Here is a 13,596-nt window from a genome sequence, read left to right as displayed (position 1 = left end):
GAGGCATCAATAAATTAAAGCATATGAAAAAATCCCTACTAATTACATTTATGGGTGGCTTAACCATGGCCTTAAATGCTCAACAACTTCCACGTGCGGAAGCCTCGGAAGACTATCAAGAAATGAAGCCTCGCAATAGTGCTTTTCATCATCGAGCAGAATCCTCAACTCAAACCGTAATTTGGTCCGAAGACTTTGCTAATGGCATTCCTGCCGGCTGGTCCCAAAATGGAACTCCGGCCTTGGCCTTATGGGAATACCGCGGTCCGAATACAGCCCCACCTGATACCGTAGGTTCTCGAGGATGTTGGGCAGGCCCCAATAATTCAGGGAATTTGGGAGACCCTATTAACTCCCCCACTCGATCCAATGGTTTTATGATTTTCGATTCGGATTTCTTGCATTCCAATGGCGACCGCGCTACGAATGGTTCGGGGCCGGTTCCTGCACCACATGTGGGGCGATTGCGCACGGATACCATAGACCTTAGTGCCCATTCAGGGGCCGAAATTGGCTTTTATATGTATGCCCGTCGTTTTCAATCCGCCTGGTATGTAGCCGTCAGTACCGATGGTGGAGTTACTTTTCCCGATACGGTAGAAGCATTTCCAGCCAGCGAAGTTGCAGTGAACGCCTCCACAGATCAAAATGCTTATTACCGCGCCAATCTTTCCAGCTTTGTGGCAAACCAAAGCGAGGTGGTACTGGAATTTGTTTTTGATGGTACAGTTAGTAATAGCAATGGATCTGGCCGCTACTATTGGATGATCGATGATATCGAATTATTGACCCCTCCCGAAAATTCACTGGTTTTCACCCGTGCAACCGCTCCTGGTGCCAGTGGTGAAGCGCCGGAACATGACATTATTTTCGATAATAATAGCAGTTATCCAAAGTACATGCATTTGTCGGATAAGCAGCCAGTACCTATCACTTTCGACAGTAATATCTACAATTACGGAACCAACACCCAAACCAATGTAGCCCTGGCTGTAGAAATTCTAGATTCTAACAATGCCGTAGCTGGAACCGTGTTTTCACCAACTGTAGCCACTTTGGCTCCTTATGATACGGCCTATTATACTACACTTACGACTAGTGCTTGGACACCACCATTTACTGGTAACTTTAAATTAGTTTATAAGGCCATTTCCGATAGTATCACTTTAGCCAATACTACTGCTGCTGATACCTTTAACTTCTCGTATGGGGATGCTTATTCATTAGATGATAAGGTGGCAGATAATTACTTTGGAACCAATACCGGGACCAATGGAATGATCGCGATTGGGGTACTCTTCAATTTAGAAGATCCGGATCAACATCCTTATGGTGATGGTAATAGCGTATATATCCAGGGAATGGAAATGCAAATGAGCTGTTTAACCGATTCCACTGCAGATATGGAAATAGCCATTTACGATACTACCGGCTTTGCCTTTAATGCAGGCTTCCCCGCGGGAACAAACCCCATTTTTAGAAAGGTGTTCTCCTTCGATGGCACGGTACCTTGTAATTTGGTAAACTTTTCCTTTGAGGATGCCAATGGCAAACCTTTAGAAATTCCGGCTGATACTTATTATTTCGTGGCGAGCTTATTCCCCAATGCTCCCGATGGAGTAATTCGTTTTGCCAATAGCGCTAATTGGGGGCAACCTTCTTATGCTTCGGTATTCCAAAATCAAAATGGTAGCTGGTTCAGTGGCTTTAGCAATAGTACAACCTATGAGGCCCCTCACTATCGTTTAAACATGGCGAATCCAACCAATATTAATTTGGTGGAAAACGAATTAGTTGATTTTCAGGTTTACCCAAACCCTACTACCGGCAAGGGCCTCATTGAGTTTACTGAGCCGGGCCAGTATAATTTAGCCCTATACTCCTTAGCGGGAGAAAAAGTATATGAAGCTAAATTGGCGATTAACGCCCATGAACAATATGAGCTCAACCTCGATCATTTAGCGAGTGGAACGTATCTCTTAAAACTTCAGAATGGATCCGAAGAATCTAAAACCGTAAAGCTGACAATCCAGAAATAGACTTTATCTCGAGAATTTAAGCCGTCTTGTCTTTTTGATAGGGCGGCTTTTTTTTAGTTCCTTTCCAGAAAGTCGAGATAAGCCCTAGCCTGACTATCAAACTGCCATTTTGAAGCTTGATAGTAAGTCCTTTCTTTGAGTTCATGCAGCCTGGACCAAAGCTTTGGCAATTCATCCTTCTGGTACAAATAGGCCCCGTCTTTAAACTCTTCCGCCCCTGGACTACTAGCTTCGATCAACATTGGGATTTTAAAAGCCAATGCCATATTCCAGGAACCGGAAATTTGTTTTTGATAGAGTTCGCCACTGGCTTGGTCCTTATGAATTAAAGGAAGTACGAAATCGGCTTGAGCCAAATAGGCATAAAAAGCTTCGTTGGGAACGAAATGATCCCAGGTTTTAAAAAAGGCATCCAATTGACGCTCTTTCAGTTCCCTTTCAAATTCGCTACCATTACCATGGCTGTGTTTGGATTTGCCAAGAAGAATAAAGCGCAGTTTGGGATTAAGGGAATTAGCATTTAAGCTATCCAATAGAGCCAGATAATCTCGACGCTTATATTCCAATTGGCCGGGAATCACAATCCAGGTTTCATCGCTGGGTTTTCGAAAAGAATCTGCAATAGGGAAGTCGGGTAGAAAGCCGGCGTAGAATTGACCGTAATGCAGTTTGGGCTTTAGGCTTTGGGCTTTCGCCTGAAGGTATTCGGCCAGGAAGAAATAGTCTTTGAGGAAAAAACTAATGAGTTTCTGGGTGCTACTGTTTTCGAGCTTGCGCAGATGATGCAAAACTCCGTACAGTTTCCAGGATCTTTTAGGGCGCAACCAAAGGAAGTTGCGAACCATTTTTCCACTGGCGGTATTAATCACCACTTTTTGTATTCCCATTTGGGTTAGGCGCCGGTGCAGGTCAAGGAAGTCCGCACGTTTGGCCTGGGCTGGAATAAAAAAAAGCTGATGCGAAGGATAGTCAAAGAGTCGATCTTTAAGAGCTTCGGATACAAAGAGAAAGACCTCATGTTTGGCGCTTTCTTCCAGAAAGCGAAACTGTGGATAAAGGACTTCATCGTGAGAAGTGCCAAATTCGATTAAAGCGACTTTTGTCAAGGTGGGAATTAAAAGCGTAAACTTAAGCCAATTCCTTTGTTTTGGATCAGCAAATGCGCTTTCAAGCCTTCGCGCATCCGTTGATTATAAAGAGTAACAGCTTTTTGAGCCTTGTGCTGGGAGCTAATTTCCAGGGGTACGGAAATGCCCCAAAAACCCAAGCCAATTAGGCTCATATTGTAATTAGGCTCGCGACCAATAGCCGCATTGAAGAGGGGGTAAATAGCTAAAAAGGTTCCTGATACTTGCAGAAATCGGGCTAGATCATGCTGATTATTCGCCTTTCGAATTAAATGATTAGCCTTGGCATTTCCCTCGAATAAATCAATGAGTTCCGAAAGTTTGTATTCAACCGTGTCTTGCAGATAATTCTGGGACCAAAAATTACCTTCTACCTCAAGAGGGCTATAAGCCTGGGCTTCCAAGCTTCCTGAAGCGATGCAAATTAGCAGTATGGAAAGTAAAAAGCTTTTCATTCTCATGCAAAACTAAGCTAATCAATTGCCTTTAGTCTTTAATAAGAAAGAACTTGTGATGAAAATCGTATGTGGAAGGAGGAATTTAACCTTTTCACCTCTAAAGTTCAGGGCATGCAAGCTCGGGTGAAGAGGGTGCTAAACGTTTGATTACTCGTTTGCTAAACGTTTATTCAGACATTAAATGTGGATGGGAACGCACCTTTGTAGCTCAATAATAAAACCAAAATCATGAGTGATTTAAGAAATCGTGTGTCCTTGATAGGGCATGTAGGTGCTGATCCTGAAGTGAAAAGCTTCGACTCTAAAGGCAAGCTGGCTAAATTTTCTATTGCCACAAATGAGACCTACCAAAATGCGAAAGGGGAAAAAGTAACCGAAACCCAATGGCATAATGTGGTGGCCTGGAATGGATTGGCCGGGGTGATCGAGAAGCATGTAAAGAAAGGAAGTTTCTTGATCGTGGAGGGCAAAATTGTGAATCGAGCGTATTCAGCCAAGGAAGGTGAAAAGCGCTATATCACGGAGATTATTGCCAATAGCATGAATTTCCTGGGCGCTAAACCGGAGTAGCTTTTGAAGCAGGCATGTTGAGGCCCTTTGGGATTTTCCTGAAGGGCTTTTTAGGTCGGAGCATAACCATTAGGAGGATGTATCTTTGCTCAAAATTTGATTTATGTCGGCAAACTGGACTACCGTAAAAGAATACCAGGATATCACCTATAAGAAGTCGGGAGATGGAGTGGCACGCATCGCCTTTAATCGCCCCGAAGTACGAAATGCTTTTCGCCCAAGAACCGTAGCTGAATTGTACGAGGCATTTTTAGATGCTCGTGAAGACACTTCTATCGGAGTGGTACTTTTTAGCGCAGAGGGCCCTTCCCCAAAGGATGGTGTATATTCTTTCTGCAGCGGTGGAGACCAAAATGCACGTGGCCATCAAGGTTATGTGGATGATGATGGTATGCCGCGCTTAAATATTCTCGAAGTACAGCGTTTAATTCGTTTCATGCCCAAAGTGGTAATCGCCGTGGTTCCTGGATGGGCTGTTGGTGGAGGTCATAGTTTGCATGTGGTATGCGATCTAACCTTAGCCAGTAAGGAGCATGCTATCTTTAAACAAACAGATGCCGATGTTACCAGCTTCGATGGTGGTTATGGATCTGCTTATTTAGCGAAAATGGTAGGGCAAAAGAAAGCCCGTGAGATCTTCTTCCTGGGTCGTAATTACAGTGCAGATGATGCCGTAGACATGGGTATGGTAAATGCCTCCATTCCGCATGCTGAATTAGAAGATACTGCCTACCAGTGGGCACAAGAAATACTGGAGAAGTCGCCCACCTCCATTAAAATGCTGAAGTTCGCCTTTAACCTAACCGATGATGGAATGGTAGGTCAACAGGTATTTGCGGGAGAAGCTACTCGATTAGCCTATATGACCGATGAGGCCAAGGAAGGTCGGAATGCCTTTTTGGAAAAACGTAAGCCTGATTTCAAAGACATTAAATGGATTCCATAGTACCTAATTACCGTCCTCAAGTTGGTGATTATCCAGATTATTACCAGCGCTATTTTTCCTGGGCCTCTGAAAATCAAGATTTGCTTGAATCGTATCAATATGCTATTCAAGATGGATTGGAGTTTTGGCATGGCATCAGCGAAAGCGAATCGGAGTTTAGCTATGAAACCTCTAAATGGACGATTAAGGAATTAGTGCAACACATAATTGATGTAGAGCGGGTTTTTGTTTATAGAGCCATGTCTATAGCTCGTGGTGAAACTAAAGTATTAGCAGGTTTTGATCATGATGCATATGTAGAAAACAGCGGTGCAAATGATCGATCATGGGCGGGTTTATTGCATGAATACCAGCATCTAAAACAATCAACTTATGATTTCTTTGAGTCGCTAAATTCTACTCAATGGCAGTCAAAAGGTGAAATAGAAGCGGGAAAAGTTTCATTATTGGCCATTGCTTATATTATAGTTGGCCACGATAAGCATCATCAAAGAATTGTTAAAGAACGCTATCTGGCAAAATTGCGCAAGGCCTGACAAGGCAAGCCTAAACCATCGCCCTACTTTTGGATTGAAATAGGATAGTTGATGGTTAGGGCGTATTAACACTAGGGACCCGGCCCATCACAAAATTTTTCCCGGCTATTGTTTCGGACAATGGTCGGGAAATTTTTTTAGTCTCGGTAAAAAAGCTCCTGATCGATATAATTCCAAACCGCCGGAGGAAGCATATAACTCACGTCTTTTCCTTCTTTAATGGCATCTCGAATTTCAGTAGAAGCAATTTCAATAATCGGTGATTTGGTAATATGAACTTTTGGATGATTGGCTAATTTCCCACCATCACTGGCAATACGTGGGTAAACATAAAGCTCGTGTTGTTCAAGTATAGTTTCGTAATTGCGCCAACGGGGGAAACTTTCCAAATTGTCCTCTCCCATAATTAAGTGAAAGCTGAATTCGGGATGATTTTCCTCTAAATGTACCAAGGTATTGGCGGTGTAGGAGGGTTGAGGTAATCCGAATTCAACGTCGCTTACTCTTAATTTATAATGATCCCCTATGGCCAGGTTTACCATGTGCAGACGCTGACGGTCATCAAGTAAACTGCTTTTCTTCTTATGAGGATTGTGGGGAGTAACCACAAACCAAACTTCTTCTAAGTCGGTAAACTCCAGCATGTATTGAGCAATAATGCAATGGCCCACATGAATAGGATTGAAGGTGCCGAAGTATAGTCCTACTTTTTTCTTCATTTTCCTAAAAAGAGTTTTACCAATTGGTAAGCTTCGGTTTTTGCGGTATCGAGGTCCTTATTTAATAAGATATGGTCGAAACGGTCAGAGCGACCAATTTCTTTACGGGCCTTAGCCATGCGTTGACGTATTTTATCATCGCTATCCGTATCGCGACTTCTCAGTCGACGCTCGAGTTCTTCTTCATTGGGGGGCATTACAAAAATCGCCAGGGCCTGATCACCATAAAGGCTTTTCAGGTTTAAACCTCCAACTACATCAATGTCGAAGATCACATTTTTGCCCTCTTTCCAAAGGCGATCAATTTCAGAACGTAAGGTGCCATATTTGGTGCCGGAATAGACTTCTTCCCATTCCAGGAAAGCACCGTCTTCTACCTTTTTATTAAACTCTTCATTGGACAGGAAATAATAGTCTTTACCATGCTGTTCCTGACCTCGTGCCGCCCGACTGGTAGCGGAGATGCTAAATGCCAATTCTAATTCTTCTTGTTGGAGCAGATGGCGAACCAAGGTGGTTTTTCCGGCCCCGGAGGGAGCGGAGAAGATGATCATTTTATTCTTTCGGGACATGCTTTTCCTTTTTAGAGGATATTGAGGGCTTGCTCCTTAATTTTTTCCAGTTCGTCTTTCATTTCTACTACCAGGCGTTGCATTTCGGCATGATTTGCCTTGCTGCCTAAGGTGTTGATCTCGCGGCCAATTTCCTGACTCACAAATCCGAGCTTTTTACCTACCATATTACCTTCTTCCATCAATTCACGGAAGTATTGAATATGGGAGCTCAAGCGAACTTTCTCTTCGGTGATATCGTATTTCTCCAGGTAGTAAATCAGCTCTTGTTCAAAACGCTCCTGATCTACATCGCTTTTTAATTGCTCAAGACTACGCATCAGTTTGTCTTTTACGCGCTGACGTCTTTCTTCCTCTAAGGGAACGATTTTAGCTTGGGCCTCTTCAATATTTTGTAAGCGTAATTGGAGATCTTCAGCCAGGCGGCTCCCTTCACTGGCTCTAAATTCTTTGAGGGCTTCCAGAGTGCCTAGGAGACCTTGTTCTAAAAGCTTCCATTCTTCATCGCCTAATTCATCCTGAGCACTTTGTAAAACATCTGGCAGGCGCATTACCGATCCTAAGATATCGCCGCTGGTGCCAGTGCTGTCACTCAATTGCTTGAGCTGTTTTAAATAGCCTTCGGCCAGTTCCATATTAATGCGAGGCGCACTTTCGATACCGGTAATTTCTACATTTATATTGCAATCGATTTTCCCCCGAATTAAGGATTCAGAGATCAATTGACGAATATCTCCTTCCTTGCTTCGATAAAGGGAGGGCAAACGCAAATTGATATCAGCCTGTTTGCTGTTCAGGCTCTTCATTTCGATGCTAATCTTCTTTCCCGGTAATTGCAAAACCTTTTTGCCAAAGCCGGTCATACTGTACAAAGGCGTCATAGGCGGCAAAGGTAAGTTATTGTGTCCGCTTGCGATTGTAAAAGGATACGAGATATACACCGCTGAAAATCAGGAGGGCAGCAATGAGCATATGGGTCTCCGGATGATCGCTACCCACCAGTACCGCAGCGGCGGTAGCAATGAGGGGTTGCAAATAGATATAGAAGCTTACCGTAGTGGAACTTACGGTTTTAAGGGCATAAATATTCAGCAAATAAGCCAGAAAAGTGGTGCCGATAATTACAAAGGCTATTTCCCAATAAATCTTGCTCGGAATGCTTAGCCAATCGATCGCAGGAACCTGACCAATCCCAAAGGGAAAGGCAAAAAACCAACCGGCTAGAAAGACCCATTTAATAACGGTTAGTGGACGGTATTTCTGCATTAAAGGTTTAACCACCACCAGATAGGCAGCATAGGAAAGAGCATTGAGCATCACCAAAATATTTCCCAGGGACTCCCCTTTTTGGAAGAGATTGTTCAGGGATTGACCCTGACTAATAAGATAAAGTGCTCCACTTAGGCCCAGAGCAATCCCCAGAATTCGCGGCCAGGTTAAGGGCGCCTTAAGAAAGAGGGCTGCCAGTAGTAAAACCATGATCGGATTGGTGGTCATAATTACCGCCGCACTAATAGGGCTGGTAATATTGAGACCTTCAAAAAAGAGTAATTGATTGCTGGCAACCCCAAAGAGACCAGCTCCCATAATGCGCAACCAATCTTTGCGATCAATTTTTTCCTTGGTAGCCCCAATTCCAAAAGCAAAAAATAGCAGGACGGCTCCACTAATGCGCAATAAAATGAAGGCACGGGGTTGCAGGAAGTCGGGCATCACATCTTTGGCGATGGAATAATTGAGCCCATAAATCAATGCAACTCCCACCAAGGCGAGATGTGCTTTTATTTTATCGAGATCGCGCATTTTCTTGAGCGCAAAAGTCCGTAAAAACTAAATGAGAAAGGCCTCAAAACTGCAATCGGATCATAGAACTTAATGATCTTGACCGTAGCGCCTTTTTAATTCATCCAGAATTTCATGCAGTCCCTCCGTGCGGATTACAAAAAGGGTCTCCAGCAAAACTCCAATTCGACCTTTAGGCCAACCTTGGGCATAAAACCACTCCAAATAATAAGTGGGTACATCACAGAGCTTTCGTCCTTGATATTTACCAAAGGGCATTTCGGTACGTACAATATCAATTAGGACTTTTGGGTCTCCCAGAGCTTGATTATTCATTTAATAGCTGATAGATTACCGGATGTTTGGCTTTTTCTGGCTGGCCGAATTTATCATAATACTGCCAGTATTGGTAATTGGTATCCGGTTGATTGATATAAATGCTACGTTGGACGGGGCGTTCATCTTTATCGAATAGTATCGTAATAGCGCTATCGTACAGGTAATGAGAACTGGGAAAAGAATGATGCTTTGAGAGCGAAAAGAGCTGGCCATTGCGGCGAAAAGCAGAATCTATTTGCCAATCGTTTTCGCAGGTACAAGAGGAAGTATAGCGCCAGTTTCCTTTCAGAATGTAAAATTGACTGCGAAGGCAGGCAATAGAGTCTTCAATGAAAACTTGATCTGTTGCTTGCCGGTATTCCCCGGGCTGCGGATTGAGGGTTGGAACTTTTAAATGACTGCGGTGGTATTCCCAGGAACAGGCGGCCAGGAAGAGTACTGCGAATATGGATATGCGCTTAACAGCCATAGCTGAAATGGAGGATGAGGAAATAAGTGTGCAGCCATTTACCTTTATGGAAAACCTCTATTTTAATCCGTGCCTTGGGAATAGAATAATTGGCAGGCTTATTAAGGTATAGGAATTCTGCTCTGGTGCCCCCCATTTCGCCGGCGTATTCAATTAAGGTATCTTGGAGTGCAAGCTTTTCGAAGAGCCTTGCCGATGGATCTTCGTAGCTCCCCGCATTAATTTGCGGCAATCGAAAAGACTTTTCATCAATATCTAAATATTGATAAGGGCTCCATTCTTGCCAGTTTTGGCGACTCTTCAACCAGTGGGAATAGTTGCCGGTAGGATCATTTTGAGCATGAGGATATAGCTGCGAAACTTTCTCGAGTTTGCTTACAAAAAGCTTTAAACTTAAATCAGAATCAAGGATTTCGGAGCGAAATTTCTTTTGGTAGAGATAGCGTCCTGGCACTTCATATAGGTGAATGCTATCCCCATTTTTTTGCTGTTCAAAACGAGCTTGGAGTATCAAGGCAAAGGAGCCAAAATCAAGGTAGGTACTTCCCAGACTGTCTTTTAAATCTGCATGACCCTGGAATCCCTTAAGTGTGTCTAGTTCAGGTAGACTGTCACTTTTAGAATTTATAGTATTCAGGCTATCTTGTTTGCCGACCAAATTAACATCCTCTGACGCTGAATTTTGCTGACAAGCACTCAAAACTAGAAGATAGAAGATTAAGCGTTTTTTCATCTTTCTAAGGTCTGAAAAAACGACTTTGGTTTAGTGCTTAGCTTTTGCATCGTGGATAAGCAGTCTTACTGCCAAAATTTGGTAGAGTGTAAACTGTCATCCGGATATTGTGCCGGTTGTACTCGGAAATAAGTATTGAGGAATTAGATTCCGCCGCCGCCTTTGTTAAGCATAATTCGAGATTTATTCTGTTGCAAGAAAGGAAAAGCCTTTTAAAGTGAAACGCAATTTGTGGAAATTTATATTCAATTGTTTGTTAATAGGCACTTTATGCCGTTTGGAACTTTAACCAGATTTCATCTTCAGGCATTAACCTTTTATGAATCGGAAAGGGTACATTTTCTCTTTCTGAAGCCAGTTCAATGGTTTTAGTCGTTCGATTTCCAGATTTTGCATGTCGAAGTTCCAGGGTGATGTTTAGGTCTTGAGGGGTTTTATTACTTACAGCGAGGTCTATTTTATTGGTAAATCGCTTATTGGAAATGTAGAATCCATCATCGTCTTTGCTTCCATTAAGCTTTTCCCAAATTGACCATGACATCCGTGCAATGGCGGCTCCGTTTTTACTGATTGTGAAAGGAGGGATTATATGCTCATAAACCTGTTCTTTTAATGGGATGCCAGGACTCGAGTCGATTACAATTTGATCTTCACTAGCATCAACGGATGGATTTTCATTTTTAATACTTGCATGATAAATGGTTCCATAGTCCAGGCCAACTAAATAGGAGGCCTCAATCCCTATTGCATTTTCTGGGATTGTAAAAGAATCATTGGAACACATATTTAAGATGCGATGGTTTACATCGGCATATACTTTAATTAGATTTTCATTGGGGTTCAGTTGGGTTAGCACAATTGAAATTTCAGAGCTTTCATTATAAGCTAGAATGGGCGAGATTTGATCGAACAGGTATTCCTTTGCACTACGATTGTTGTTTTTATTGGTAAGTAGTATTCTGTGAATTCTATCCTTAAGATTTAATTCAGAGCCATCTCTCTTCGTAAGTATGAATATTATGATACCAACAATTCCGAAAAAGATAATGTCTTCTGCAAGTGAGGCAGAAAAGGATATATGGAAATCCTGATTTTCTGAGGGTATAGGAGCTGTGTGCGTTTCCCCTTGATTAATGACTATCAGGGGTTTAACCAATAGATAATAATGGATAAACCACCCCAAAATCACTAACAGGTAGGCAATTAATAAATGCAGTAGCCCTTTTCTAATCCAGTCCTTAAGATCAATCTGGGATATGTAAATCTTCGGACGATTAAATAAGTTGGTTATTGAGATTTTCATGTTGATTGGTTTTTATCCAACCAAAATAAAAATTTCAATAAACTGAAAGATGATGCACCTAATTATGAGGTGATTATAAATGCTTAATACGCTCTCTCCCGCTTGCCCTCATAAAAATTAAGGAAAGCTTTATTTACTACGCGCATTCCACCAGGGGTGGGGAAATTACCAGTAAAGTACCAGTCGCCCGTATTGTTGGGGGCAGAGGCATGCAAGTCGTCAATTCTTTGGAAGATGATCTTCACCTCGGCTTTCATGCCCTCGGGGGTAAGCATTTCCGCCATTTTATCGGAAATCTCCTGAGGCTCGAAAGGTGCGTAAATATTCTTCACAAAATTCTTTACCTCGCTATCAGGCAAATCCTTTTGAGCCAAGCATTTTTGGTAAGTATCGTCAATAATGGATTCCATGCCTCTTTCCTTCAGCAATTCAATGGCGGCTCTAAAAGCAGCAAAATCTTCCAGAAGCGACATATTAATACCGTAGCAGTCTGGGTAGCGAATTTGAGGGGCTGAGCTTACCACGATAATTTTCTTCGGACCCAGGCGATCGAGGATACTAAGGATGCTTTGTTTGAGGGTAGTGCCGCGTACGATACTGTCGTCTATCACCACTAGATTGTCATCCGGCTGAACCGTTTCGTAGGTAACATCATAAACATGGCTTACCAATTCATCCCGGCTATTATCCTGGGTAATGAAGGTGCGCATTTTCACATCCTTCCACAGTGATTTTTCTACTCGAGGACGAATCGAAAGCAAGGCTTCCAGTTTTTCGCTATCGAGATCTCCTTCGAATTTTAAAATCTTATCCCGCTTACTGCGGTTGAGGTAGTCTTCCATTCCTTTTACCATGCCGTAAAAACTAATTTCGGCGGTATTGGGAATAAAGGAGAATACGGTGTGTTTAAGATCGTGATCCACCTCATTGAGGATGGCTGGGCAAACTCTGCGGCCCAGTTCTATACGTTCGCGGTAGATATCGGCATCATTACCGCGACTGAAATAAATACGTTCGAAAGAGCAGGCGGTACGTTCACCCGGCGTGCGGATTTCCTGCATTTGGGTTTCCCCAGATTTCTTAATCACCAGGGCATGTCCGGGCTCAATTTCTTTAATCTCCGCAAAGGGTACATTAAAGGCGGTTTGAATTACCGGTCTTTCGCTGGCTACTACGCAAACTTCATCGTCATCGTAATAGAAAGCCGGGCGAATGCCATTGGGGTCGCGCAAAACAAAGGCATCGCCATGACCAAATAAACCAGCCATAGCATAGCCACCATCCCAGCGCTTCGCACTTTTACGAAGGATCTTAGGGATGTCAATTTCTTCTGCAATTTTAGGACTGATATCCGATTTGCTTAGGCCTTGCTTCTTGAATTTACGGTAGAGCTTTTCATTTTGCTCATCCAAAAAGTGACCGATTTTTTCCAGAATGGTAACGGTATCCGCTTTTTCCTTGGGATGCTGCCCTAATTGTACCAGATTATCGAAGAGCTCATCCACATTGGTCATATTGAAGTTTCCGGCCAATATCAGATTACGAGTTAACCAGTTATTCTGACGCAGGAAAGGGTGGATGTTCTCGATGCTTTGCCCGCCATAGGTACCATAGCGCAGGTGACCGAGGTAGAGTTCGCCAATAAAGGGAACGTTCTGCTTGAGCCATTCGGCATCATGGATTCGGTCGTCCTGACCTTCGAGGCCTTTGTAAATCCGCTGATTTACGCGCTCAAATAGGTCTTGAATGGGGGTTTTATCGATAGAACGGTAGCGGCTGATGTAACGTTTTCCGGGAGGCATATCCAGTTTGATGTTCGCCATTCCGGCGCCATCTTGTCCGCGGTTGTGCTGCTTTTCCATCAGCACATACATCTTGTTTACACCATAGAGTGCAGATCCGTACTTTTCGTGGTAGTAGGAAATGGGTTTCTTTAATCGAACCAGCGCAATGCCGCATTCGTGAGTAATTGCATCGCTCATGACGGGGCTTTAAAAGAGCTG

Annotated in this window: 15 protein-coding genes; 4 read left to right on the top strand and 11 right to left on the bottom strand. The window is 43.1% G+C overall.

Annotated elements, in window-relative coordinates; genetic code table 11:
* Window positions 1-23: 23 nt before the first annotated feature.
* Entirely contained in the window at window positions 24-2,039 is a 2,016-nt protein-coding gene (locus tag ACO05P_RS11950) for a T9SS type A sorting domain-containing protein (protein ID WP_421751154.1), read from the top strand.
* Between the two features lie 53 nt (window positions 2,040-2,092).
* Here ACO05P_RS11950 and ACO05P_RS11945 read toward each other — a convergent pair whose 3' ends face one another.
* On the bottom strand, window positions 2,093-3,145 hold the full coding sequence (locus ACO05P_RS11945) for a hypothetical protein (protein WP_421751152.1): 1,053 nt from the start codon (window positions 3,143-3,145) through the stop codon (window positions 2,093-2,095).
* A gap of 8 nt (window positions 3,146-3,153) precedes the next feature.
* On the bottom strand, window positions 3,154-3,621 hold the full coding sequence (locus ACO05P_RS11940; RefSeq protein WP_421751150.1) for a hypothetical protein: 468 nt from the start codon (window positions 3,619-3,621) through the stop codon (window positions 3,154-3,156).
* A gap of 231 nt (window positions 3,622-3,852) precedes the next feature.
* Between ACO05P_RS11940 and ACO05P_RS11935 the strand changes: the two genes are divergently transcribed.
* The 3 genes from ACO05P_RS11935 to ACO05P_RS11925 all read left to right on the top strand — a co-directional run bounded on the left by ACO05P_RS11935 (window position 3,853) and on the right by ACO05P_RS11925 (window position 5,676).
* A complete protein-coding gene (locus tag ACO05P_RS11935) occupies window positions 3,853-4,194 on the top strand; it encodes a single-stranded DNA-binding protein (protein WP_421751148.1) in 342 nt (113 codons plus the stop codon).
* A 103-nt stretch (window positions 4,195-4,297) separates the two neighbouring features.
* The gene (locus tag ACO05P_RS11930) at window positions 4,298-5,140 is read left to right on the top strand and encodes a 1,4-dihydroxy-2-naphthoyl-CoA synthase (RefSeq protein ID WP_421751146.1); all 843 of its coding nucleotides are present in this window, start codon (window positions 4,298-4,300) and stop codon (window positions 5,138-5,140) included.
* Complete coding sequence (locus ACO05P_RS11925) at window positions 5,128-5,676, top strand: DinB family protein (protein WP_421751144.1); 549 nt, start codon at window positions 5,128-5,130, stop codon at window positions 5,674-5,676. Before ACO05P_RS11930 ends, ACO05P_RS11925 begins: the two co-directional genes overlap by 13 nt.
* Window positions 5,677-5,813: 137 nt before the next feature.
* On the opposite strand, the gene nadD is transcribed toward ACO05P_RS11925, so the two are convergent.
* The 9 genes from nadD to ACO05P_RS11880 all read right to left on the bottom strand — a co-directional run bounded on the left by nadD (window position 5,814) and on the right by ACO05P_RS11880 (window position 13,575).
* Window positions 5,814-6,395, bottom strand: coding sequence for a nicotinate (nicotinamide) nucleotide adenylyltransferase (nadD, locus tag ACO05P_RS11920; RefSeq protein ID WP_421751143.1), 582 nt, complete (start codon window positions 6,393-6,395; stop codon window positions 5,814-5,816).
* Window positions 6,392-6,967, bottom strand: a complete 576-nt coding sequence (gene gmk, locus ACO05P_RS11915; protein WP_421751141.1) for a guanylate kinase — start codon at window positions 6,965-6,967, stop codon at window positions 6,392-6,394. The genes nadD and gmk overlap by 4 nt, the downstream gene beginning before the upstream one ends.
* A gap of 11 nt (window positions 6,968-6,978) precedes the next feature.
* Window positions 6,979-7,848 carry a YicC/YloC family endoribonuclease gene (locus ACO05P_RS11910; RefSeq protein ID WP_421751140.1) on the bottom strand — a complete coding sequence of 290 codons (870 nt, stop codon included), beginning with the start codon at window positions 7,846-7,848 and terminating at the stop codon, window positions 6,979-6,981.
* A 16-nt stretch (window positions 7,849-7,864) separates the two neighbouring features.
* On the bottom strand, window positions 7,865-8,770 hold the full coding sequence (locus ACO05P_RS11905; RefSeq protein WP_421751138.1) for a DMT family transporter: 906 nt from the start codon (window positions 8,768-8,770) through the stop codon (window positions 7,865-7,867).
* Between the two features lie 69 nt (window positions 8,771-8,839).
* A complete protein-coding gene (locus ACO05P_RS11900; RefSeq protein WP_421751137.1) occupies window positions 8,840-9,085 on the bottom strand; it encodes a DUF3820 family protein in 246 nt (81 codons plus the stop codon).
* A complete protein-coding gene (locus tag ACO05P_RS11895) occupies window positions 9,078-9,557 on the bottom strand; it encodes a hypothetical protein (RefSeq protein WP_421751136.1) in 480 nt (159 codons plus the stop codon). The genes ACO05P_RS11900 and ACO05P_RS11895 overlap by 8 nt, the downstream gene beginning before the upstream one ends.
* Window positions 9,547-10,290 (bottom strand): hypothetical protein, encoded by a 744-nt coding sequence (locus ACO05P_RS11890; RefSeq protein WP_421751135.1) that lies wholly within the window; start codon window positions 10,288-10,290, stop codon window positions 9,547-9,549. The genes ACO05P_RS11895 and ACO05P_RS11890 overlap by 11 nt, the downstream gene beginning before the upstream one ends.
* A gap of 268 nt (window positions 10,291-10,558) precedes the next feature.
* Complete coding sequence (locus ACO05P_RS11885) at window positions 10,559-11,593, bottom strand: hypothetical protein (protein ID WP_421751133.1); 1,035 nt, start codon at window positions 11,591-11,593, stop codon at window positions 10,559-10,561.
* A gap of 83 nt (window positions 11,594-11,676) precedes the next feature.
* Window positions 11,677-13,575: an amidophosphoribosyltransferase gene (locus ACO05P_RS11880; RefSeq protein WP_421751132.1), complete on the bottom strand. Its 1,899-nt coding sequence runs from the start codon at window positions 13,573-13,575 to the stop codon at window positions 11,677-11,679.
* Between the last annotated feature and the right edge of the window lie 21 nt (window positions 13,576-13,596).

The organism is Croceimicrobium sp. (assembly GCF_965228705.1).
Classification (GTDB): Bacteria; Bacteroidota; Bacteroidia; order Flavobacteriales; family Schleiferiaceae; genus Croceimicrobium.
Note: the sequence above shows the minus strand (reverse complement) of the source record. Positions and strands in the feature narration are given on the sequence as shown.